General features: G+C 53.5%; 20 protein-coding genes and 1 pseudogene. 10 read left to right on the top strand and 11 right to left on the bottom strand.

What is annotated here, in order from left to right; genetic code table 11:
• Positions 1 to 846 precede the first annotated feature (846 nt).
• The 4 genes and pseudogenes from I9187_RS09905 to I9187_RS09890 all read left to right on the top strand — a co-directional run bounded on the left by I9187_RS09905 (position 847) and on the right by I9187_RS09890 (position 4,312).
• Complete coding sequence (locus I9187_RS09905; protein ID WP_245223167.1) at positions 847 to 1,116, top strand: WGR domain-containing protein; 270 nt, start codon at positions 847 to 849, stop codon at positions 1,114 to 1,116.
• A 651-nt stretch (positions 1,117 to 1,767) separates the two neighbouring features.
• Positions 1,768 to 1,920: a hypothetical protein gene (locus tag I9187_RS22195; RefSeq protein ID WP_171237968.1), complete on the top strand. Its 153-nt coding sequence runs from the start codon at positions 1,768 to 1,770 to the stop codon at positions 1,918 to 1,920.
• Between the two features lie 104 nt (positions 1,921 to 2,024).
• Positions 2,025 to 2,258 (top strand): annotated as a pseudogene (locus I9187_RS09895) (transposase); the annotation flags it as partial.
• Positions 2,259 to 2,686: 428 nt separating this feature from the next.
• Positions 2,687 to 4,312 carry a hypothetical protein gene (locus tag I9187_RS09890; RefSeq protein WP_209509773.1) on the top strand — a complete coding sequence of 542 codons (1,626 nt, stop codon included), beginning with the start codon at positions 2,687 to 2,689 and terminating at the stop codon, positions 4,310 to 4,312.
• A gap of 141 nt (positions 4,313 to 4,453) precedes the next feature.
• Here I9187_RS09890 and I9187_RS09885 read toward each other — a convergent pair whose 3' ends face one another.
• Both I9187_RS09885 and gcvA read right to left on the bottom strand, forming a co-directional pair.
• Positions 4,454 to 5,113 carry an NAD(P)H-dependent oxidoreductase gene (locus tag I9187_RS09885; RefSeq protein WP_209509774.1) on the bottom strand — a complete coding sequence of 220 codons (660 nt, stop codon included), beginning with the start codon at positions 5,111 to 5,113 and terminating at the stop codon, positions 4,454 to 4,456.
• Between the two features lie 287 nt (positions 5,114 to 5,400).
• Positions 5,401 to 6,327, bottom strand: a complete 927-nt coding sequence (gene gcvA, locus I9187_RS09880; RefSeq protein WP_171237969.1) for a transcriptional regulator GcvA — start codon at positions 6,325 to 6,327, stop codon at positions 5,401 to 5,403.
• Positions 6,328 to 6,584: 257 nt separating this feature from the next.
• Between gcvA and I9187_RS09875 the strand changes: the two genes are divergently transcribed.
• On the top strand, positions 6,585 to 6,869 hold the full coding sequence (locus I9187_RS09875) for a DUF1330 domain-containing protein (protein WP_171237970.1): 285 nt from the start codon (positions 6,585 to 6,587) through the stop codon (positions 6,867 to 6,869).
• A gap of 156 nt (positions 6,870 to 7,025) precedes the next feature.
• Here the strand turns inward: I9187_RS09875 and I9187_RS09870 are convergent, their stop codons facing one another.
• Complete coding sequence (locus I9187_RS09870; protein WP_209940156.1) at positions 7,026 to 8,441, bottom strand: arylsulfatase; 1,416 nt, start codon at positions 8,439 to 8,441, stop codon at positions 7,026 to 7,028.
• Between the two features lie 202 nt (positions 8,442 to 8,643).
• Between I9187_RS09870 and I9187_RS09865 the strand changes: the two genes are divergently transcribed.
• On the top strand, positions 8,644 to 9,339 hold the full coding sequence (locus I9187_RS09865; protein ID WP_171237971.1) for a TetR/AcrR family transcriptional regulator: 696 nt from the start codon (positions 8,644 to 8,646) through the stop codon (positions 9,337 to 9,339).
• A 133-nt stretch (positions 9,340 to 9,472) separates the two neighbouring features.
• Here the strand turns inward: I9187_RS09865 and I9187_RS09860 are convergent, their stop codons facing one another.
• From I9187_RS09860 to I9187_RS09835, 6 genes are all read right to left on the bottom strand, one after another.
• Positions 9,473 to 11,623 carry a hypothetical protein gene (locus I9187_RS09860; protein ID WP_209940155.1) on the bottom strand — a complete coding sequence of 717 codons (2,151 nt, stop codon included), beginning with the start codon at positions 11,621 to 11,623 and terminating at the stop codon, positions 9,473 to 9,475.
• Positions 11,624 to 11,829: 206 nt separating this feature from the next.
• Entirely contained in the window at positions 11,830 to 12,813 is a 984-nt protein-coding gene (locus I9187_RS09855; protein ID WP_209940154.1) for an adenylate/guanylate cyclase domain-containing protein, read from the bottom strand.
• Between the two features lie 262 nt (positions 12,814 to 13,075).
• Entirely contained in the window at positions 13,076 to 14,785 is a 1,710-nt protein-coding gene (locus tag I9187_RS09850; protein ID WP_209940153.1) for an adenylate/guanylate cyclase domain-containing protein, read from the bottom strand.
• Between the two features lie 498 nt (positions 14,786 to 15,283).
• On the bottom strand, positions 15,284 to 15,748 hold the full coding sequence (locus I9187_RS09845) for a CoA-binding protein (RefSeq protein ID WP_170754812.1): 465 nt from the start codon (positions 15,746 to 15,748) through the stop codon (positions 15,284 to 15,286).
• Positions 15,749 to 15,751: 3 nt separating this feature from the next.
• Positions 15,752 to 16,117, bottom strand: a complete 366-nt coding sequence (locus I9187_RS09840; protein ID WP_010437915.1) for a 2Fe-2S iron-sulfur cluster-binding protein — start codon at positions 16,115 to 16,117, stop codon at positions 15,752 to 15,754.
• Complete coding sequence (locus tag I9187_RS09835; protein WP_171181688.1) at positions 16,114 to 17,469, bottom strand: selenium-binding family protein; 1,356 nt, start codon at positions 17,467 to 17,469, stop codon at positions 16,114 to 16,116. Before I9187_RS09835 ends, I9187_RS09840 begins: the two co-directional genes overlap by 4 nt.
• Positions 17,470 to 17,539: 70 nt before the next feature.
• Between I9187_RS09835 and I9187_RS09830 the strand changes: the two genes are divergently transcribed.
• Complete coding sequence (locus I9187_RS09830; RefSeq protein ID WP_171181690.1) at positions 17,540 to 18,301, top strand: IclR family transcriptional regulator C-terminal domain-containing protein; 762 nt, start codon at positions 17,540 to 17,542, stop codon at positions 18,299 to 18,301.
• A 96-nt stretch (positions 18,302 to 18,397) separates the two neighbouring features.
• Positions 18,398 to 18,751: an antibiotic biosynthesis monooxygenase gene (locus I9187_RS09825; RefSeq protein ID WP_170789612.1), complete on the top strand. Its 354-nt coding sequence runs from the start codon at positions 18,398 to 18,400 to the stop codon at positions 18,749 to 18,751.
• Positions 18,752 to 18,990: 239 nt separating this feature from the next.
• Here I9187_RS09825 and I9187_RS09820 read toward each other — a convergent pair whose 3' ends face one another.
• Both I9187_RS09820 and I9187_RS09815 read right to left on the bottom strand, forming a co-directional pair.
• Positions 18,991 to 20,664 carry an alkaline phosphatase family protein gene (locus tag I9187_RS09820; protein WP_171237171.1) on the bottom strand — a complete coding sequence of 558 codons (1,674 nt, stop codon included), beginning with the start codon at positions 20,662 to 20,664 and terminating at the stop codon, positions 18,991 to 18,993.
• Positions 20,665 to 21,239: 575 nt separating this feature from the next.
• The gene (locus I9187_RS09815) at positions 21,240 to 22,325 is read right to left on the bottom strand and encodes a helix-turn-helix domain-containing protein (RefSeq protein ID WP_171237972.1); all 1,086 of its coding nucleotides are present in this window, start codon (positions 22,323 to 22,325) and stop codon (positions 21,240 to 21,242) included.
• Between the two features lie 178 nt (positions 22,326 to 22,503).
• Between I9187_RS09815 and I9187_RS09810 the strand changes: the two genes are divergently transcribed.
• Entirely contained in the window at positions 22,504 to 23,127 is a 624-nt protein-coding gene (locus I9187_RS09810) for a hypothetical protein (protein WP_171237973.1), read from the top strand.
• 8 nt (positions 23,128 to 23,135) lie between these two features.
• Positions 23,136 to 23,552, top strand: coding sequence for a hypothetical protein (locus tag I9187_RS09805; RefSeq protein WP_171237974.1), 417 nt, complete (start codon positions 23,136 to 23,138; stop codon positions 23,550 to 23,552).
• Positions 23,553 to 23,564 lie beyond the last annotated feature (12 nt).

Genomic DNA, 23,564 nt, shown 5'->3' with positions numbered 1-23,564 from the left:
TGGCGCTCGTCTGCTGGTGATTGGGAGTAAACTGTAATTGGGCACCGCAGATAAGCCTGAGAGCCTGTATGTTCGGGTTCCTCAGTGGCATGCAAACCTGTTGGCAAACTTCCAAGCTTTTCTTTTATGAAATCAATGTCAGAAACGCAGCGTTATGAGCGTACCCACATCCGGTCTCGGAAATTGCAACGTCTTGTTACGAAGGTCCGCTTTGGGCTGCGACCCGCCAACGATGCAAACCGCAGAGAACGGCAATATTTTGCCCAAACTAGCCGTTTTCTGCATTGCGATGAACGTCCGCTTTCGAGACGCGGTTTTGTCTTCGAACTGCGCCGATTAAAGCGGGCGCGATGCAAGCAGCAGATAGTAGTGCAATGACAGAAAAGCCAAACTGTTCGTAAACGATATTGAACACCGAAGTGCCAGCAAACATCGCCGCATAGGTAAGCAGCGTTTCAGCATTAAATTTGCGCCTCCGCGTCTACTGCGCGGAATGATTAGTAGCGGGCACCTAGTCAGATCCAAAAGGAGATGACACATGTCAGATTATCACATGAAGAAGTTAAAAGAGTTGGGGAAGTGATACGCGCGAGCGACTACGGTTGCCCACAACGAAGCTCGGGCTCGAGGTTGAACAGGAGATTTCCCTATTCTCAGAACCATTCGCCTGGCCTGATTTAGGCGGAATGACGGCAAATACCGCTGAGTATGTGGAAATGCTGTTGAACGCTTATAAGGAACACGGTGTGATAAAGCGCTGAAGCCGACGACGTAACGTCAGTTGGGTGACTGGGAGTGAGATCTCGGTCACCTCGTTTTGCGAAGTTATTGGACAGACGAGCTTTATTGATCGACAATCGTGTCATGGAGCTGTCAGCGACCACACCTGTCCACCTGATCCATGTGGATCCAGACGTCAACATGGCACGGTTCTATGGAATAGAGTTGCAGCCGACACTGTTCGGGGAAGTTTCCGTGTTTCGTACCTGGGGACGTATTGGCACAAACGGACAAGCTATGAGGGTGACATATGACAACGAAGCCCAGGCTGCTGATGCCCTCCACAAACTCGAAAAGCAAAAGCGCCGTCGAGGGTATGTCCCGGTCGGTGATTGACTTCAGGTTGCAATCTGTTTTCGTAGCAAATCCCGAGCCTGTCGTCTCGTGACCGGGCTCTAGGTTCCAGCCGGCAGACCGGCTTTCACCCAGAACACCCCTGCATGATCTCCCTGACGCAATAGCCCCTGAACCGTCTCTTGCGAGCCGGGGCAGGGGCTTTGGGTCATGGTCGCTCCATGCCTTGGTGAACTGCTCATTCGGGTTTCGATCCCTTTTGCGCTCCTGCAGGATCGAAGATCCTTTGGCCTTCATTTGTTGGTCAGGCGGGATTTGGACAAGCCAAACGCCCCCCGACGTCAGGGGGAAAGCTATCAACGCGCGGAGGCCGTTGTCGGTGCGCTGCATCAGGTGGCGTCGAGCAGGATCGCTGAGGTCGTGCAGGAGATTTTTCATGCGCGTGAGCATATTGCTTATAGTCGTGAGGATGACGGACATAGCTTGTAGAAACATCCAGACGCGTAGCCGGTCGCTTATCAAGTTGTTTTGAAACCCAACAACCCGCTACTACGCTCACAAAAATGTTCTGAATGCATAGGTTCATGGCAGCCTATTCACCGGTTAGGTGGTGATTGGTAAACTCTTCGCCATATCGAGACAGTTCTTAGAAATCGTCATATCAAGAATTATTGTTCTTTTTGCGAGCGCCACTTGAAACCCGATCTCAGCAAAAACGCTCTTGAGGCGACTGACTTTTTGAAAGCCATGGCGCATGACGGCCGTTTGCAGATCTTGTGTCTGCTTCTCGGCGGTGAGAAATCTGTCGGCGAAATTGAAACCACCCTCTCTGACCTGCTCCCCTGAAAAGTCCTCGATTTAAGGTTAGCCTGTTCTCCAACTGAGGAGACAGACGATGAAGAGAAGCCGTTTTAGCGAAGAGCAGATCATTGGCATCCTGAAGGAGCACCATCTCACCAGGCAGACCCATGCAAAACGGTCTGGTCGAGAGCTTCAACGGCCGGATGCGCGAGGAATGCCTCAACGAACACCTGTTCCCGTCATTGCGCCATGCCTGCCGCACAATTGCGGCATGGCGCGCCGACTACAATCACCACCGCCCACACTCGAGCCTCGACGGGCTCACACCGTGGGAGTATCACCAACGGTCAAGAGAGGACCAAACACTGAACAGAGCTAGCTAAGAAACGCGGACTCCAAGGGGAGCAGGTCAGTCTCTCTCCCCTCATCACCAAGATTTCGTACGCATAAAGCGGAGAGAGTTTGTCTGGAAGGGCTTGATAGACACTTCCAAGCGTCGCGTTCTCAGACAGAGATGGAAACAGGCATATCATTCAATTCTCTTTCAGTCTTTTTTTGGATGACTTCGTCTCACGTGAGGAACCAACGGTGTTTACGCAACCTTAAAGCAATTCCAGGTTCCGCACAGAGATTCTGTTGGAAACCCGCGAACGGCCGATTTTCCTGACGGCTTCCGTGTTGCGAACAAAGCCGTACTTCGCTGCATCGCTGTGATGATGTATCGAAGTCGAACCGTCCGCTTTCAAAAGATGACAATGCTTGAACGTTGTCTTAACCTCGCTTTATGAAAGCGCGCCTTGCTGTGATCTTGATGGCCGACCTGGTCGGCTACACGTCCGCAATGGAGGCGGATCAGTCGCTCACAATCGAGCTGGTCCGAGACCTCCGTGATAAATTGCTGGAACCAGAGGCCATCCGAAGAAGCGGCGAAATACTGAAGCGTATGGGTGATGGATGGATAATCGCCTTTCCTTCAGTATCAGCGGCAATCGAAACCGCTCAGTTTGTGCAGTTGGCCTTGGTCGACCATGAGAAAATCAGGCTTAGGATGGCTGCGCATCTCGGGGAAATCGTTCAAGACGAGGCCGACATATATGGTGCCGGTATAAACATCACCGCACGCCTGCAAACCGAGGCTCCACCCGGTGGTGTAATGATCTCCGAAGACCTTAAGCGGCAGTTGGACGAAAAGCTTTCAGCGGGCTTCAGCGATGCGGGTAGATTCGATTTAAAGAACCTTGCCAATCCTGTGAATGGGTTTCAATGGCGGCCCGCCACACAGCGTGAAATTGAACTCACCGAATTGCCTTCCATTGCAGTCGAGCCGGTGAAAAGTGCTCCCGAAACGAGAGAGACGCTTGAGGTTTGCGCTGACCTGCAGGAGCAGCTGGTTCACAGTCTTTCGCGCCGCACTGGAGTGCGTGTAATTGCAACAGATTCAACATCCGAGACCAAAGCGACTTACAGCCTGAGGTGCAGGTTGCGCTGCCGGAAGAGCGAAGCAAGGATATCGTCCAGCCTTACCCGGTTGGGAGATGGACAGGTAACCTGGTCGCGCTTCTTAAACGGAGATTCTGAGGATTTGTTTGAATTAAGCGACCGGGCTGCAGAACAGCTGTCGGACGATTTACGTCTGCAGATCAATGCGTTTGATGGTGACCGACTTAATGACATCCCAGACGATCAATTGAGCCCTAGTGAGTTGAGATCCCGAGCGGCTATGCTGTTTTACCGTGCCACCGTCGAGGACTATGATCATGCGGGTAAACTACTGGAGCGAGCGCTTGGACTTGATCCCGAGAATGGGTCTGGGCTTGCAATGTGGTGTGAAGCCAAACTCTACCCCCTAGAAGCATGCTATCGCGAGGCTGATCCTGATTTGCGTGTGCGGATCATAGAGTCTTCGAACAAGGCCGTTCAAGCTGCGCCCCGCTCTGACTACTGTTGGTATACGCGGGCACAGGTACGCGCGCGCATCGCGGGTGATCTGAATGGCGCCCGAAAGGACATTGATAGGATTTTCCGACTCAATCCCAGCTACGTTTTGGGTATGGAGGCGAGTGGTTACACAGAAATCATTGCCGGCAACTGGGAAGCTGCTCGGAAAAGTTTAGCGAAGGCCGTGGGTCGTTCCGGCGAAGATCCTTTTCTTCCGTACCGGCTTTACCCCCTTTCGATTGCCCACATGATGGCAGGTGATAAGCAACGTGCTATCGAAGCTATTTCAGACGCGACTGAAATGCGTCCCTACTGCAGACACTTCTGGTTAGTGAAGTCGTGGATACTCAGGAAGTCGGGAATGCCCTCGAAAGCTGAAACTGCTGCAGAACGTGCCGAAGCACTGTCAGAAAAGGCGGATATCCTCGCACAAAATCTTCATCTGCCTGACCACATCCGAGAGGTGATAGGGTTGCCAAGCAAACCAATCCAAGCATAGAGGCCTAAATGGGCTACGAGTGCTTAGGCTTGGAACCGACCTGCAGCTAACCACCTGCTTCACACACCGTGAGCTGCGATCAGTTGGAAATGTAAAACCTGTTTTTTCCTCAGGTTCTACTTTCCATAAACTGGCCCGAGACTAGGCTAGCTCACGAGCTATATGACGTGCCTGGGCCTGAGCTGAGGCGACCGAAGCTTCGTGACGCTCGTCAGCGAATTCCTGGTACTCGGCCGCAGCTTCGAACATGCGTTCTGCTCCCAGGTACGGGCGCAAAGTGCTGATGTGCGCAGAAAGGTGACCCGAGCCATAGCGAATTCCACCGGCCTCAAAACCGAATTCGCCAGCCGATGTGAGTAGCACCAGGGTTTTGCCTGACATGATCGGTTCCAGAGGGAAGTCGCCACGCGCCAAATCAAACGTAAATGTCTTATTGATCCGGATAATCTGATCAAACCAAGCCTTCAGGGCTGCGGGCATTCCGTAGTTGTACATGGGTGTCGAAATCAGCAGGATGTCGGAGCGGTCGAGCTCGTCAATTAGCGTATCAGACAAGCTAATCAAAGCGTTCTGTTCAGGAGTGCGTTCCTCTTCCGCAGTGAAAACGGACGCAATCCAATCGTTGGAAATGAAATCCGGCGGGGTCAATCCGACGTCACGCACTACAATTTCGACGTCCGGATCAACGGTTTTCCATTCTTCCACGAAACTGTCCGCCAAAGCGCGGGAAATGGAATTATAGGCCGCAACAGGGTTGTCGGTGCGCCGCACGCTAGCGTCAATTCTCAGGATCGTGGTCATCTCGTCACCTAGTCAGTTTGCAATGAACCATTCAAAGGTGAAGCCAGAGGCGCACTGTTACAAATGAAGAGAATTCTGAATAGAGTGAACTGACCTCAGCCATCTCTACTCGCTAAAAATTTCCTTTTCCTTATGAGACGCCGTCGCAAGTACATCCGCGTCCATGTTGGGAAGGAATAAAGCTCTACATGCCCAGGAACTCCTGTGTAGGGGTTCAGAAACGCATGCTTCTCCGCAATTTAGAAAGGACAAAATTCTAAGCGACGGATTAGATCGTCGCGAACACGCTATTCTTCAAAAAACCTTTGACCTACAGCGCTGTCGCGAAACTCATCCGCTTGGTCCAATAGCCATTCCCGGAACACACGAACGCGTGCACGATTGGCGTAAGTTTCCGGGCAAACGAGAAAATAGCTCTTGTTCTTCAATGCAGTGTCAAAGGGAGCGACCAGCATATTGCGTTCCAGAAAACGCGCGGCGGCCAATAGGCTGACCAGGGCCACACCATGACCATCGCTTGCCGTAAGCAAGCAGATTTGTTCCTCGGAATAGGTAACATAGGGCTCGACATCACCAGTCGGCAAGCCAGCCGCGTCCATCCAACGCTCCCAACTCGGATCGGCATCGGAAAACCCACTCCATTGGTATTCGATCAGACGAGACTTCAGAAGATCTTCTGGGGAGCGGAGTGACTTCGCCTTTTCCTCACTGCAGACAGGGGCTACCCAATCATTCAAGACCCACGCCACATTGCTGTCAGGATAATCGCCAAAGCCGTACCGAATGGCCACGTCCACATCGGTGGATTTGAATTCCACCAGTTGATCGCTTGACAGAACCCTTACCGAAATCTCCGGGTGTTTCTCATAAAAGCCTCGCAGCCGCGGGCTAAGCCAGTTGGCGGCAAAGGACCCGGTTGTTGAGATGGTCAATGTGCCCGCAAGGTGGTCTTCCTCCAGCGCGCGAGAGGCGACTTCGATGTTCTTGAAGGCTTCAATAATGTGGGGCGCGTAGTTGGCCCCATCCTGGGTCAGTTTCAGGCCGCGAGTCAGCCGGTGGAACAGGGGCACCCCAAGTTGCTCCTCCAGCGATTTGATCTGATGGGAAATGGCAGTCGGCGTGACGCATAATTCATCGGCGGCATCCTTAAAACTCAGATGCCGGCAGGCCGCTTCGAAGGCCTGAATGCTTTTCAACGACGGTATCTTCGCCATGACGCGCGGCTTTGCTCTCCTGATGCGAGGCTATTTCGTCGCTCTACTCTAGCCCGATTACCAGTTGACATGAGGGCGAAATTCTCACCGGTAAGGTGAAAAAAACTAATTTGAGAAGATAGAGAACCAAGGTAGAGCTTTGGGTTCTTCATGTCTGTAATCTCCTACGTGCGGACTGCTTCTGCTTTGCGGACGATGCTGCCTTTGACTTTTCGTTTTGAGAATGCTCATTTTGCATACAAGTTGGAGGAAAGACTATGGGCAAAGGTTATCTGGTGGTATGCTATAGGACACCGCCAACCGAAGAAAACTTGGCCGCCTATGCATCTAATGCAAAACAAACAATAGAAGCGTTGGGTGGGCGTTTCATCGCAAGAGGTATGCCGGTTAAGACCTTTGAGGCGGGTCAGAACGAACGTTCGATCATCATTGAGTTCGACTCCACAGACGCTGCAATTCGTGCCTACGAAGACCCAACATATCAAGCGATATTACCGCGCCTGGGTGTCATGCGGGATATGCGCGTGATAGAGGGCATTTAAGCCACTTGAGTCGCCTGATACCCGCGTCGGCTGGGCTTGTGTCAGCCGGCTCCGGTCTCAAAGCGTTTGGTCGCCACGGTTTACTTCTTGAAAGTCTGCTTCGCGGACTTTGCCGCCAGTCGCGTGAGTACACAAACTGACGGACGGCCCTTATGGTCAGTTCGGCGGCTCGTAGGGTTCTAGGACCCCAAACGGCACCGGCGGTTCCTCAATAAGGGTCTTCTCGAACTCCACGATCTTCTCGAAGATTACGGGTAGAATCCATGTGGCTTCGGACTGTATCTCGTATTCCTCTTTCGGGTCAGTGATGAGGTTGAAGACTCGAGGCACATTGAGTGGACGCGGCTCGCTGTTCATGTTCTCCAACTCAATCAGATGAAGCTTCCAGTTTCGCCACTTGTAGCCGTACACGTCGTCGTTGTTGTAGATTATGAAGCCTTCCCGGTTCGAGGTGTCCTGCTCCCCCAGAAAGAAATCAAGCTGGTCTACACCGTCGATGATCCGATCATCCGGAACATCGTAGCCCGCGACGCGGCCCAGTGTTGGCAGCATGTCCACCAGATGCACAATTTCATTGCTTGTAGTACCTGCTTCGATGCGACCCGGCCACCGCATGAGGAATGGAACGCGCAGCGACCCTTCCCATGCGGTGAAATAGTTGCCGCGCCATGGTCCAGCCGTACCATGCCAAGGTTGGAAGTACTCAGGCCCGTTGTCGCTCAGCCAGATGACGATGGTATTGTCTTCAACGCCAAGGTCGCTGATTGCATCGAGGACTTGCCCTGTGCGGAAGTCAATCTCGGCCAGCACATCTGCATAATGGCCGTTGCCTGTGATCCCGTCGAAGTCAGGGTTCGGCAATGTAGGCAGGTGCGGTTGTGTAAAGGGTACGAACGCGAAGAACGGTACATCCGCGGAAACAGACCGCTCCATGAAATCGATGGCTCGTTCCGTCAACTCACTGTCGATTTCACGTCTTGTTTCAATTGTGTAGGCTTTGACATCGCGAGGGATTTCACCTCGCTTGGCCTCTTGGATCATCGGCTGCTCGCTGACGGCGGCATCAAACTGGAACTGCGACGAATACTCAGATTCATCCGTTGTGTTTGCAACGCCATACCATTCGTCGAACCCCTGATCGGTCGGGAAACGACCGGGCAAATCACCGAGGTGCCATTTGCCGAACATGCCCGTGGCGTAGCCAGCATCCGAGAACAACTCGGCCATGGTCACTTCCCATCCGACCATGCCGTAGGGCACGCCCCAAACCACTCTCGTGGTCGCAGAGCGGATCGGACGGCGACCTGTCATCAAGGCCGAGCGACTGGGTGTGCATTGCGGCTCGACATTGAAGTTCAGCAGTCGCATCCCCTCTGCGGCCAGCGCATCAAGCCGAGGGGTCGCGGCCCCCCTTAGCTCTCCGCCGCCGTAGACGCCCAACTCGCCCCAGCCGAGGTTGTCGACCATCATCAATACGACATTGGGTTGCTCAGTGGTCTGGGCCACAGATGAGCCGCCCCAAAGGACACAAGCTGCCACCGACATAAGGATTGGTTTGAGTGGACTTCTCATTTGGGTGCTCCCGTCTTGGTCCGAGTATTCGTGAAACGACCTTTCCCATAGGTCATCGACTCACGCATGTGTCATTAGGACTATCGTCCTAATCTTGGCGAGCAGTGTGATCTGTGTCAATGTTGCGTTACGACCACTGTCAGAATTGAAACAGGCCCATGGTGATGTTCCTCACCTGCAAAACGCAAAGTGAACTGGATCGATGGACAAGAAGATTGAAAGCTACATTCCCGAAAGGGTAACGCACCTGCTACAGGATTTGGTCGTGCAGCGCCCGGTTGCAAAGGAACCCCGCGGGCTTTCCAGTGGTGACAGCACCAAGCGGCGGATACTTGATGCGGCCTTTGCGCTTTTCATCGGCACCCGAGCAGAAGACTACACGATGCGGAATCTGGCGAACGCCTTGGATATGCGCGTCGGCAACCTGACGTATCACTATAAGACCAAGTCAGAACTCCTCGACAGCCTCGTTCGCGATCAGCTTGCGAACTATGCTGACGACATCCTGACGTGTCTGCAGATGAGCGAAACAACACCGCAAGCTGCGCTCGAACGGGTGGTAACGCTCCTTGTTCAGGACTTGCGCCAACCAGAGATTGCATTCTTCCCGCAACTCTGGGCGCGTTCATTGCATGACGATGCTGCGGCCGAGCTGATGGACAAAATCCACGAGCTGGAGCGACAGGTGATTGCAGGGCTGATAGGAGCCACCCGTCCCGACTGGCCACAAGACGACTGCGATGCACTTGCACTTCACGTTACTGCGGCTATTGAGGGGCTTACCTTGTTCATTGGGCGAAACAAGAAATCACATGGCATCTATGCAGCGCCCGAACAGGAAATTGCCCGCGTACTGAGAGTTGTATTGGAAACTGCGCGCCATCCGAGCAAGTGCTAAATTTGAGAGCTAAATTGAGCGCCCCGTTTGGGCTCAAAGCAGTCTTTCGCCGCGTAATGCATGAATGACCGCTGTGCGGACAAACCGGTCGCTCATTCGGAGGTGAATGAGCCGAAATGTGTTTGCAACTTCCTTACTCCAAATTGCATCGATCCAGAATTTCTCTCGCTCTGAGAAAATCCGGCAAATCTCTTCCCTCCGTGAACTTTGTCAGGATTGGCTCCAGATGGTCGCGCGCTGCTTGCAGATCCCCGGACTGCAGGCGCAACTTCGTGAGATCCACCGCCGCCCGCAGCTCGAAAAGCCGCGCTTGCCGCGCTTGGGCTGCTGCCTTGGCTCTCTCGAAGCACTCCTTCGCGGCGTGATGCTCCGACGCGTCTTTGCAAAGAAGAATGTTTCCGCGGATCCGGTTAAATTCCGCATCCCACCAATGACCACCCGTATTTCCACCCATCTCGGACGCAGTCTCAACGATCTGCAGCGCAGCCTCTGCATTGCCCTTTTGGGCGAGCGCCAACGCAAAGGCGGCGTCCAACGGAAAACACCAAGCTCCCCAGAAACCCTGCCATCCGGAAATCGACCTTTCCATACGAGCCAGGCCCTCGGTTTCTGAGCCAGTTTCGGTTTCCACCCAGCCGACAAAACCACTTGCCAGATCGCGTGCCTCCGGCGGTAAACGTCCGGCATCCGTCAACGCGATAAGGCGACCAGCTTGTGAATTGATCGCATCATACTCCGATCTGAGCATCATGACGATCAACGAACAGAAGAGCGTTTCGAGAAGGGAATAGCCGTGGTTCAGGCGAATTGCCTGCCCGATCGCTTTATCCGCAATCTCCTTGGCGCGATCCGGATACCCTAAAACACACAAGTTCACTGCCTTCAGACTGCGGGCACAAAGCCCCGGATCGTGACCACCGTAGTGAAATGTCATCCAATGATGTTTTTCCTCTTCATAAGCCTCAATGCCTTTTTCCGTGGACGTCAGCGCACCGGCAAAATCGCCCAGCAAGGACAGAGCAGCCCACTCGCAGTGGTGACCTTCCAATTCGAGCGCTTCGTCTCCGATTTCCTTTGCCAGTGGAATAAGTCGATTTGCGAGGTCGTGCATCTTTGGCACTGCGCCGAGCATGAAATAGTAGAACCAAAGACCCCAGAGTGCTTTGAACCGTTGCTCCGGCGCCCCGTGATCATCGCCAAGCTGCAGGGCGGTAAAGTAAGTTTCATACACTTCATCACTGGCGGGGCCGAGCACCTGTACCTGGCACGGTCCAATTGAAAGCAGGACGTCGATTTCCTTTGCGTGACGCGCTTCACTCGCCGAAATCTCCCGCAAGTGTTCCAAAGCACGCGAATAGTTCTCAAGTGCTTCGGCAAATCCAGCAGTTTCATTGGATCGATCACCCGCCGCGATCCAAAAATCGATCGCCTCCGGGCGCAGACCAGCCTCCGTCAAATGATAGGCGATCATCGCAGGATCACTGTTTTCGGCATGTTCCATGAGATGGCGTCCGATACGCTCGTGCAACTCGGACCGTCGCGACTTGAGAAGCGACCCATAGGCGGCTTCCTGGATCAAAGCGTGCCGAAATTCGTAGACGGCTTCTGGCCCCGAACCGCGCCGTGACAGAAGCCCTTCCAGTTCAAGTGTTCTTAGCGACGAAAAAAGTGTTTCTTGATCGGCTTGAGAAGCAACCAGAATAAGATCGGCTGTGAAACGACGACCAATGACTGCGCCAAGCTGTGCAACGTCTTTGACAGGCGACAATCTGTCCAGCCGCGCCATCAGTGTCTCTTGCAACGTCATGGGAATTGCTTGCTGAGGGATGGCACCCGCGACCACAAGGCGGTTCCCATCCTCTCGCAGATAGTCCGAATGAAGTATCGAGCGCGTCAATTCCTCAATAAATAAAGGCACACCGTCCGTACGTTGCGCGATCTGGTCTTGCTCGCCGGCGGGCAACGAACGACCTTGCGTAACCGCTTGAATAAGAGCTCGCACCGCCTTCCGGTCCAGTCGCTTTAGCATCATGAATGAAACATGCGGGTCGTTGGTCCAAGCCACTTCGACACCTGGACGTGCTGTGACGACCAGTAAAATCGGCAGTCTGGACGCGGCGTCGACAACTCGATTGACGAATTCCAGTGTTGAATCATCGCTCCAATGCAGATCTTCGAACACGATGAGCATGGGCCCCTTCGCGCTGCGCAACTCAACCATTTCCATTAGCTCAACCAGAACACGTTCCCGGCGCAATTCCGGATCAGGTTCGATGTCCGACATCGTACGAGCGTTTTTCAGACGGAGGAGAGACGCGATTATCTCGTTTGGATTTTCACTAAGCGCGGACCTGAACTTGGACAAGCGTCTTTCAGGGTTGTCGTCGTGGGCAAACCCTGCCACGTGCTCAAAATACCCGATAACTGGCGCAAAAGCTGTTCCCCTGTGAAAATTCGAACACTGGAATTGCAGTCGGGTGATGTCGTCATTTACAATTCGCGTCGCAGGCTTTTGAGAAGCCTTGATTTGCCAATTCCAGCTTCTCCCGAAATGAAAACAACGGAACCGGTTCCCTGCTCCACCGAAGCCCATCGGCGCCGAAGCAGGTCGGCTTCCTCTGATCTGCCCACCAAGTCCGTAATGTCGGCGCCGCGCAGCACATCGAACCGGTTGGTGCCTGTCTTCTCGTGTAAAACGCGCCATGCGGGCAGAGGATCGGAAAAACCGGAGATTTGTTGCGCGCCCAACGCTTCGTAATCGAAGACATCTCCGACCAACGCGTGAGTTTCTGCCGAGATGACGATTGAACCGGGGTCGGCCAGGGTTTGGAGGCGGGCCGCCAAATTGGGTGTCTCACCGACGACCGAGTCAAAATCAGTCACTGACGCACCCGTCATATCACCGATCACGACCGTGCCTGTTGCAATCCCAATTCTGACTTCCATACTGTCCGGGGCGCCAGGTCCGACGGGTGAGACTTGGCTTACACTCGAGACGACATGTCGCGCCGCCCGAACAGCGTTTTCACTGTCATTTTCTTTCGCGTCCGGAAACCCGAAGTAGGCGAGGACCCCGTCGCCCAGCAACTTGGCCACATGGCCACCATGATCGACTATCGTTTGGGAAACTGCGTGATGATACTGCTGCATGAGGCGACGGAGATCTTCCGGGTCGAGTTGGGCAGACAGTTTGGTCGACCCCACTAAATCGCAGAACATAACGGTCAATTGCCGCCGTTCGGCCAGCACGTCTTCCTGCTCAGTTCTTGGCTGTTTTTTTTCAGAGGTTTCGTTCGTTTCCAAGAAATTGAGCGCGGCACTCAATTTTCGCCGGTGACCAAGGGAAAGGCCCAACGAGATCAGATCATCATCAGTCAGATGGTGCAGTGTCTCGAAATCCACATCGTTATCGTTGAAAACACTCAGATGCTGCCCAAGGGCCAAGCTCTCGAGAAACTCAGTCAGATCTACCATCGGCGCCCCTCTCAAACCTTTAACTCGCGCTCACGGCACTCGTTGCAAAGAGACCCTAGCAATAACTTAGAAAGTTGTCGCTGCTTACTCGCGTTTATCCAAAACCGAAAAAGTTTTCCATTCTAAACATCGTAAGCTTCTACGCCTAGTCCAAACGCCTACGACCGCTCAGGGCTCGAAGCAGTCGTTCGCCGTGCGGTACAGCAATGACCGCTCTGCGGACGAAGCCGCCGGACTGCATAGCCTGCTTGATTTTGTTTTCTCAGATTGGAAGGCCTGCTCTTAGCCATCCATCCCTCCATTGCTCCGAGCATTCGGGAACGCAGAAAATGGGGAGTCTCGTTTGTTCTTTAATGTCTAGATCCGGACGAAGCTCCTTCAGTTCAGATACCGCAGCCCTCGCTGACTCTAGGTCTCCGTTTTGAGCCAAGGATGCGATGAGCATGAGATGCGTAATCACGAATTTCGCCCTAATGGCCAAGGCGTTTCGATTGGCCTCAACGGCTTCAGCATAGCGGCCAAGTTGGAAAAATGCGGAGGCCTGCCCGACATAGGCTGCGTGCCGCATCGGATCTTTCGGACTGAGATTGATTGAGTGTGTCGCGTGTTCCAGGGCTTCTTCGGGTCTGTCGAGAAAACTCAGATTGATGCTAGCGAGCATGTGAACGGTCGCAGCGTTTGGATTTTCGGCCAATGCTTGTTTGAAAACTGCGCGAGCTCGCGGCAAGTCTTGTGCAAGCATAGAGATCGAGTGTGCGGCGTAGGCCAACGCAATTCCATCTGCGCGATCGCTCAACAATACACGTTCTGCTGCAGCAACAGCTGCCTTCGGCCCTTCGTCAATCGGTTTCAGTCCTTGCACCATCCTTTGGATATGCAACCACGCAAGTAATCCAGCTGCCGACGAATAATCAGGATCGCGCTCCAACGCCAGACGCGTAAGGCGAATGGCCTCACGGTTGTCTTCGTCCGTCAGCAGGTGAAAATGTGACTGGGCCCGAAGATAAAGTTCATAAGCGTCGAGATTTTCTGTCGGTTTCGCCCGAGCGCGAACTGTCTCGGCACGGCGAACGGACGGTTCGATCGCCGTAACAACTTCCTGCGTGACCTGATCTTGAAGGTCAAAAACATCGTCCAGCATCCCATCGAAACGATCGGCCCAAAGATGACTGCCATTCTCTGCATCAATTAGCTGTCCTGTTATCCGAAGACGCTGGCCTGCGCGCCTTACCGAACCCTCAAGCACATACCTCACGCCGAGCGCCTGCCCAACTTCGCGAATGTCGGTGCTCTTACCTTTAAAAGTAAAAGATGAGTTTCGCGCTACGACCATCAACCAACGAAAACGAGACAACTCTGTTATGATGTCCTCGGTAATTCCATCAGCGAAAAACTCTTGTTCCGGGTCGCCTGACATATTGTCAAACGGCAGCACAGCAATACCGGGTTTCTCAGATTTGACAGTTGCACTTGTAGCCGTCGAACCGACAGGCCACCGCCACACGCCAACTGGGCGTGCAATGTTCTTCAACTCAGTCTTCCGACCGCCAGAGAACGAGGCGGCGGCTTTCCGGTCTAGGCTGTTGTGTGCTGTGTCTGAAAGCAATATCTGCCCCGGTTCCGCTAATGCCTCGAGACGTGCAGCTATGTTGATACCGTCACCGAATATGTCATCGCCTTCCGAAACTACTTCCCCTGTATGTATGCCGATGCGGACTTGAATCTCCTGTGGTCGGTCAGCCGTCTGAACAGCAATCGCGCATTCTGTCGCAGCCGATGCGGAGCGAAACTCAGCAATCCAGCCGTCACCCATGCTTTTGATCAATCGCCCTTCATGAATAGCCAAAGCGGGCATTAGATGATCCTCACGGAAAGCCTTAAGCGCTTTGAGTGTTCTGTCCCTATCCTGATCCATCAACGCCGAGTATCCAGCGACATCAGCCGCAAGCACAGCCGCAAGCCTCTTTTCCATGTTTCTCTCCCCGCTTGTTGGAAGCTAGCCTGCAGAGAGAGCACTGTCAGCCCGGTATTTAGAGCAAAGTGGTCCCATCAAGAAAGCGCGATCGCTTTGGGCTCCCAACAGACACGGGAGCCCGTGCAGCATGTGTGATCACAAGGCGCCCTGCCCTTCGAGGACGACCAAAAGCGGCCGTTTGACCTTGACCTCTGTCGCCGCGGTGCGGCCCGTCAAAGGAGATACTCGTTGCACGAGTGAGGCTGGAAGAGGGACGGAGGTCCGAAGAGCGCACAAAGCTGCCGTTCGCCGCTGCGCGGCGCTGGGATGTAACCTGAATATCTGGTTCGTGGACAAGGTGGCCGTTGGTTCTATATACAAAACGGCCATTCTTGGGTTTAGAGTATGCGGATTTCGTAAAGCGGGCAGGATTATTTGTCTTCTCTTCCGTAAGCACAATATCTCAATTGGCACCCTTATTGGATGTTGAGGAGGCAGCTACCAATCGAATTTCCATCATATCTTTAGGTCCAGGCGCGGCTTCCAAAACGGGCGGAAGAGTTCAATCTTGGGGCATCGGTTCATCACGACTTTAAGGCCCGCCGCTTCAGCGAGTTGCGCTGCTTTGTCGTCGTACACACCGATTTGACCCCAAAGAACTTTTGCCCCGATTGCGATAGCCTTCTCGGCAAAGGCATAAAACTCTTCCTTCGGGCGAAAAACGTCTACCATATCAACATGTTTGTCGATCTCTTCCAGCGAGTGGTAGACCTTGAGCCCTCTAATTTCCGAAACATTCGGGTTAGGATTCACCGGTAGAATATCATAGCCGATTTCACTCAGCTGTCGCAGAACGCCATAGCTGAATTTCGTTTTGTCCGCGCTAGCCCCCACCATTGCAATGGTTTTAACCGACTGCAGGATGTCGGCGAGGTATTTGGGGTCGTAATCGTAGATGCGGTCGATATCTGCTTCGGGCATCGGTTAACCTTCCTTCGGCGTCGCAATGTCAGCCTTGAGTTCGTGGGGTTTGAGAGGGTCGAGAAACGGATTGCGGTACAGCTTGTCATGGCTCTCGACCCCGATCTCAAGCGTGATGTCGGATGTCGGACGTGCCACGCAAAGGATCACATAGCCGTTCGCGATTTGCCGATTATTCAGCGCAACCTGTCGGCGTTGATCGATCGCGCCAGTCTGTAGTTTTGCCGCGCAGGTAATGCAGCCGCCATACTTGCACCCAAAAGGCAAGTCGACGCCCTGTTCTCTCAGCGTTTCCAGAAGTGGCCGCCGCGCATCCACACAGTATTGCGCGCCATCTCTGTTCGCGATCGTCACGGTATACATAGTCATAGCCAGATGTCGCTTGTGCAATCACCGCCCGGATACCGGCTCTCGTGACAGCGCGATGGACCATTCGGTTCTTTGCCAAAGTCCACAATGAAATCCTCGTTGATCTTCATACCACCGTTTTCAGGGTCGCAATCGATCATCACCATAACCCCGCCTTTTTCGCGGATATCGGGATAGAACTGGTTATCCCAAGTCGAGAACAGCGAGGTCGTGACATAAAGCCTTCGTCCGTCGAGAGAGAGCTGGAACATTTGCGGGCCACCCGCGACCTCGACCCCGTTAACGATCGGAGCTTTACCCAAAAGGCCCCCCATAAACACTTGGCCTGTCAGCTTGGGATTATGCGGGTCGGTGATGTCATACTGGCGCATATCTCCATGCAGCCAATTGTTCAGGTACAAGTATTTGTCGTCCATCGAGACCAGGATCGCCGACATAACCCCCGGCAACGGGATCGGCCATTCGGGGTGCATCTCGTTTTCCACGTCGATGATCTTTTCCCACCGCCACTTTTTAGCATCGTCTTGCCACCAATGGATCACATTGGTCGAAAGAGCTGCGCCACAGAACCCATGCGTGCTGTCGGGGTCATGGTGGAACTTGACTTCCAGTGGCAACAGCCCGTCTTCACCCAAATAGAAGCTTTCGACCGGTTCGCGCTTTTCAAAATCCCAAAAATGCAGCTCCCGCCCATATTTCAGATGGCCCACTTCTTCCAGATCGAAGCCTGGCATGAAGGTATTGGGCGCAGCCCATTCGGAACTGACCATCACGTTGTGGCGTGGTTGGTACCAGAAGTCATAGCCGAATTTGATTTCGCCCATCGAGGTTTCCCAGCGACCGACGATGTTGAACTCTTTGTCGAGATGCAGATAGCCTCCAGGAGCCTCACCCTTGGCATTTCCAAGGAAGGAAATGATGATTTCCGAGCCCAAACAATGCACCGTATGCGGGCCCGATAAATCTGCCTTGGCCTTGATTTCGGCCCCGTCGATGACCTTATGCAACCGCGGCGCACGCGGGTCAGTGGCTGTATCAACGATGTGAAGGTTGTTAGAGCGTACACCCGGCAGGATCAGGTATTTGCGGGACATCGAGCCGTCGTCGTGACAGGACGAACAGGCGTTCCACCCCATGTGGTGAAGCTCGTCCCCAATCCCCGGCATTTCCAGCCTATGGATTACCTGAGAATAGGTCGGGCTGTCAGGGTCGACATCCACTGTAGCAAGGTAATCAGGTTTCTGGATCCCTGTCCCGGTGTAGATGGCGATCGTGTAGAGTAGCTTTTCGCGGGGGGCTTTGATGGCTTCTTGCGGACTCTTGAAGCCCGGTCCACAGCATTGTCCATCCATCGTATGCTCCTCCCTTGATTCCCCAAATTGTATCGTATATCGAAAACTTAGTTATCATAAAGTGAGAAAAATGCATCTCGAACGATTAGCGCTGGTTTTGGAAATCGTGGGTCAAAAAGGACGTGCGTCCGTAGCGGATATCTGTGCTCAGTCCGATATACCTAAACCGACGGCCTACAGGCTGGTTCAAGACCTTGTTTCGTCCGGCCTCCTTGAATCACCAACCCGCGGAGAGTTCGCGATTGGGAATAGGCTAAAGCGTATCACGTTGAGCGATCACTCTGATCCCGCTCTTTTGCAAGTGATTGCGCCTGTCCTATCTAGCGCCGCGAATGACTATGGCGCTGCGTTTTTCTTGTCTCGGCTACGGGGCCATTGGGTCGAGATTATTCATGTGGAGACACCGCAGACGGGCGTGTCTTTTCTTCATCCAGGTATGGGCAAACGACCAATGCACGCGTGCTCTTGCGCCAAGGCAATCGCCGCCGTTTCGCCTGAACTGCTGTCTCAAGACCGATTGGATGGGCAGCTTAAGCAGTACACAGATCGCACGATTGCAGACCCCAAGGATCTGGCCGCGGAACTCGATGTCATTCGAGCCAAAGGGTATGCCGAATGTGTTGAAGAGCTCGAGCGCGGAATCAGTTCTGTCGCTACAACGCTGACCAAGACAGGTGTTGGTGCGACGCTTTCAATCGGCGCTACGGCGTCTCTTCGGGTGTTTACACCTTCCGAGCGAGAAAAGATTGGCCATACACTTATCACAATGTCACACGAACTTGCTCGCGCGCTAGGATGGGGTGAAGCAGATAAAGAAAGGATACCCGCTTAGGTTCATGGGTATCGCAGTGCTGTAGATTAACACCATCCAGCAGGACAGGTGTGATTTGCGACATTCGCCGCTTTTAGATCAATGAAGGAGACAAATATGGAAGATGCAATGTTTGGTGGGTTCTTCGTGATCAACGTAAAACCTGAGTATCGGCAGCCCTTTTTGGACGCCAGCATCTTCCAAGCGCAAAATGTTGTCAGTGAAGAACCTGAAGTCTTTCAGTTTCATATTATGGTGGATGAAACAAACCCAAATCGTTTCTATTTCTACGAAGTGTTCAGGAACGAAGCCGCGGTCCAGGATCATTGGGAATCTGAAACTTTCAATAACTGGTTAAACACCGTCCGAAAGATGCTGGATGGTGAGATCGAACTTGTTGCCAGGATGCGCTCGCTTTTTCCGACGCCAAAAGGTTTCGAGGCGCAAAAAACAAGCCTGCTACTATGGTAAAATTAACCGACGTTTGAAGCTATCGCCGGTGCGAGAAAATTATGAGATTTGGTGCTTGTCCGCTTTGAGCTCGATGCGGACCTTCGCTGCAGTAGATCTGAACGACTGCTCAGCGGACAAACCTGACGTTCGCTGAGGTCGTTCTCCAAATCTCGCCAAACTCGGGAGCCTAGGCCAAAGATCACAGTCAACCATAGCGACACGCTTAACAGACCGGTATCCGAAAAAAACAAGACCGCTTATGGATCTGTAACGCCAATCTCGCTCAATGCTTCACCCGCAGCACTGCTTGGCTGGCTGATACCTAAAATAGTGCTCAGAGTGACGGCCACGTCCACCGTGGAAACGGGACGGCTGACGCGAGTTGGTTTGATACCTGGACCCGCGAAAATGATTGGAACATGCGTGTCGTAGCGCCAAGGCGAACCGTGCATTACGGCAATTGGACCTTCCTCGAAGAGAAATGAATAAGGTGTCTGAACAACATAAATGTCGCCAGAACGTGTTGGGTGATAGTTTCGCCGAATGTGCTCCTCAAGGGTATGCCCTCGTTGTTCAGCAAACGGTTCAGTTGGCATCGCAAGCTCAATGCCCGGTGCAGCCATCAAGTTTTCGACGATGCGTCGCTCGATAACACGCCTGTCGGCGCCTGACGCTTCAATCGCGGCATTGTCCAGATATACGTAAGGACGAAAAAAGAACTGTATTGCGGATTCCACTCCGAACTCATCGGCGATGACCGAATTCAAATCTATCATCAATGCTTCGGTGGAGTTTCGGAATGTCGAAAGCCCGGCCTCGGCCATCTCCTCTGGCGCTTCCGGCATGCCATGGTCGGCGGAAAGCACGTACAGCACATTCGCACGCCCAACCTCTTGATCCATGAACTCAAAGAAATCTGCCAGTGTCTCATCCAAACAACGCACCATTTCTTCATTTTCTAGGCTGGATGGTCCGAAGAAATGGTTGGTTGCGTCTACACCTGAAAAACTGACGCTTAGGTAGTCGGGCCATTCGTCATTACCGAGCCCTTCCTCTTTGACCACAGTTTTCGCGAAATTGGCCGTGATCCGGTCCCCATGTGGCGACAACAAGACCTGTGTGTAGTAGAGACCGTCGTCCGGCTTCCCATAGAAATGCGGGAAAGTGCGACCGAACGTGCCAAGGTTCGTTACGAAGGAGCGTTCAATTCTTTCCATTATGTAAGGTGCGTCTGAACACTCCGGCCACCACTCACTTTCGATCTTCGCATCTGCGGGGCGCTTAGAGTTCCAATCGAGAACCCAATCAGGATACGCGTCGTAGTAAAATTCACTTGTTTCAAACGCTCCTGTGGCCGTCGACAACCAAAAAGCCTTTCCAGAGTGTCCCGCCATTGCAACCGCTGAACGGTCTTTACCAGATACGGAAAAAACTTTTGATCGCCCAACATTGGCTTTTACCAGTTCATCTCCGAAAGTCGTCGCCAACAAGTTAACGGGAGAACGTCCCGACGTCGCAGCGGCGGCTTGCGTCGGGTCGACTTGTTCAACGTTTCCACCGAAGCCAGGGACTGGCAACATCGGGTAGTCCGGATCTTCAATATTGTAACCCAATCGCTCTTCAGCCCTGTTGAACCAGGCATTACCAATCATTCCATGTTCGGAAGGATGGGCGCCAGTAGCGAGGGTCGCGTGACCAACGATGGTTTCGGTGTTGGCGTGACGATGATGAGCGTCAGTGTACCAGACGCCGCTTTCCATAAGCCTTTTGAAGCCGGCTTCGCCGAAGGCGGCCTCATAACGAGAAATCAAGTCTCCGCGCAGTCCATCAATTGTGATTTGCACAACGAGGCGGATGTCTTCCGTTGCACTAGCTGCCGTCGTGGAAATTGAAAAAAGAAGTGTTGAGACTAAGGCAAATGATCGCTGCATCTATGACCTCATAGAACTATCCAATTCTCTAAATACCAGCATCTGCGTCCACCGACTACTGAGGGTCATTAAGAAGCTCTTTTGAACTTCCGCTTTGGGCTCGACCCTGTCATCCGAGTCTTTTGCTCAGGTGACTGATAAGGTGCGGTTAGCAGACATTTCAAGCGAGATTTGAATTTTCCGACCATGAACGGCCGTTTCGCGCAGGAGCGGACGGTGACGAAAAATGCGGCTATGTCCGAGTCGCGGACATTTCAGCCGTTCGGGCGGCGATGACAAAGGTCTGCTCCACCTTGCTTTGTGGACTTGCTGGGCGAAGCGCAAACAGAGTGTATATGTAAAACTTCCAATCCATTGGATAAGTTTGCCAATCGGTCCGATCCTTCAAGGGCGATCAAACCGACGTCCAGAGGGCTGACTCTTCAAAGGAGGGTCATTTCAACGGTTCACAAACTCTGTTCACCAACCTCGATTGCCGAAGTGACCAAGAGACCAAACCGACAGTTTTTCTGCTCTTCATTCGTGCAACACGCTTCCTGAAAACTGCCCGAGCTAAACAGCCAGATATCTAGCGGTCATTTGTTCCGTCGCAATCGGAGTGTGGTGCGAGGAAGTTCGCCAAAGGTCTGCCTGTAGAGCCTGCTGAACCTTCCGTGATGCTCAATGCCACACATCGCACAGACAGCCGATACTGTGACAGGTCCTTCGGGGTCAATTAGGGCTCGCCTAGCGTGATGAAGTCGAGCTTGGGCCAGCACTTGCATCGGCGTGGCCCCGCGAACTTTGCGAAATGCGGCCTGCAATGTTCGTTCAGAAACGCCAACATGAAGCGCAATGTCCCGGAGGGTGTCAATTTTATCGGGTTGTTCGTAGATCAGTTTCTCTGCCTTTTTGACATGCCTACTGGACAGGTCTCGCGCGATGGTAGAGTGAGTGCGTCTGCGCGGACCGAAGCACATGTCGAGGCAGCGGTTCAACTGAGCAAGAACCACTGTCTTCCAAGCATCCGCCAAGTGCATTTCCATTTCCCGATCCGTGGAAACGGAGACCTGCGTTGCAAGTGCAACCGTGAGTTTGGCCAGATGCAAGTCATCTGAACTATTTGCGTCACCCCATATCATTCCGCCCCGCGCCTCCACGCGGTCCAGGCGGTCGCCCAGGAAGTTGGACGGCATGGACAGTACAAGGGCTTGGTATGGTGCGTTCCGCTCAGAAATGACAGTCGTCTCGCGCTTCCCGCGGCCGAACAGGATCCAGGGTTCGCTATTTCGCTTGAACTGCATATGACCGTTACTACTCGACAAAGTGCCGGTGACCGACACAAGAAGGTTGGGCCGTCGGTATTCTGGCACGACCACGTTATGCCCAGTCGATCTGATGTAGGCTAAGCTCATCAGGCCGATGTCGCTGATCGCGACCGCCGCCTCTCCATCGACTGGGTCATGCAGTTGGAGTGGAGCAGATCCTGAGAACTGCCGCCTTGTCAAATTTGAACGATCGCCCTTGTAGAAGGAACTCAGCTTGAAGCTCCCGACCGCAGTTGGCAATGCATTGTCGGCTGCCTTGCGTAGCACAGAAGGTGCGAGCCCGATCAATGCGTTGGCGCCGTCTCCGGTCGGGCCGTGCAAATTACTAGCACACTGCGGATTTTGGATAATCATAGCGAATTTTGGATATCCTGCTCCCCTTTCTTGTGCAAGCTTTTCGAAGATTCGTCATCCCGCAAATGGTGGCACATATTGCATTTCTGAAGGCCGCCAAGACCCCACGCGGCGCAACACAACAGCGAGCCAACGCACCCGAAACGGTATCGAAAACAGCGTTTAAGGAGACGACAAAATGAACAAGCCCCTTTTGGTCACGACTTTCTCTGCCGTTCTGGCGCTGTCCCTTGGTGGGCCTGCATCCGCGAATGTCGGCCAAGCGGCTATAGATGGCTGTATCGACCAGATACGCAGTGTCGGTGGTCCCGATGGCCAGAGCGGAACCGTCATCTCCTCGGAGTATTCCGAAGCAAACTCGCTGATCATGTTCCAAGATGCGGGCAATACCGTCTGGCGCTGTCTGGTCTCGAACGACGGGGTCGTGGCCGAACTGACCGTTGCGCAGGCTGCTGATGACGGAGGCGGCGCGATGGCCGGGGCCTCCGGTTCTGGTACAGAACGCGTCTCATTCGCTTCAGGAACCTCGGGAGCGGAACTGACAGGCTCACTGTTACCGCAGGAAAGCCGACGCTATGTTCTAGGCGCGCGCGACGGTCAGTTTTTCTATTTCCGGCTCGCAGCGAATGGGCCAGGAATGACCTACGTCATCTACAATCCTGATGGCTCCGTCTTGCTAGACGAGATGAGCGCCGATCAGGAGTACCGGGGCCAGTTGTGGCAATCGGGAGATCATGTCGTCCAAGTTTACAATACATCGAACGGCGCTCAGTCCTTCAATGTGATCTTTGGAATTGAATGAGCCAAAACATGCGAAAGAAAGGCATTGGCCTTTGGCCGTCGCTCAGATTGCTTTCTGTTTCCGCCGCGGCCATCGCGCTTTCCGCTTGCACGACGGGCAACGCCCTACAACTCAGCATGGGCAATAGCGATGCGGTGAAGCGCGCAAATGAGCTTGCAATTTCCTGTAACCTCCCTGGTGCGCTACAAGCGTTGGAAGAGGCGGAGGCCTCAGGAGGTCTGGCTTCCAATGTTTCGCAATTGCAGCGCGTGGTTTTCCTCCGGGACGCTCAGCGGACAGCAGAGGCCAATACCGCACTTGCAGCGTGGAACGACGCTACCAATGCAACAGCAAGCGATGCAGCCAAAACAGAAAGCTCTATTCAAGAATCGCTCGTTGAATTGCAAGCGGAAAGGCGGTCGCGAACCGGGTCTGCTTCCTGCTAGGACGGACGCTTC

The sequence above is a fragment of the Ruegeria sp. HKCCE4148 genome, from assembly GCF_017872495.1.
Taxonomy (GTDB): domain Bacteria; phylum Pseudomonadota; class Alphaproteobacteria; order Rhodobacterales; family Rhodobacteraceae; genus Ruegeria.
Note: the sequence above shows the minus strand (reverse complement) of the source record. Positions and strands in the feature narration are given on the sequence as shown.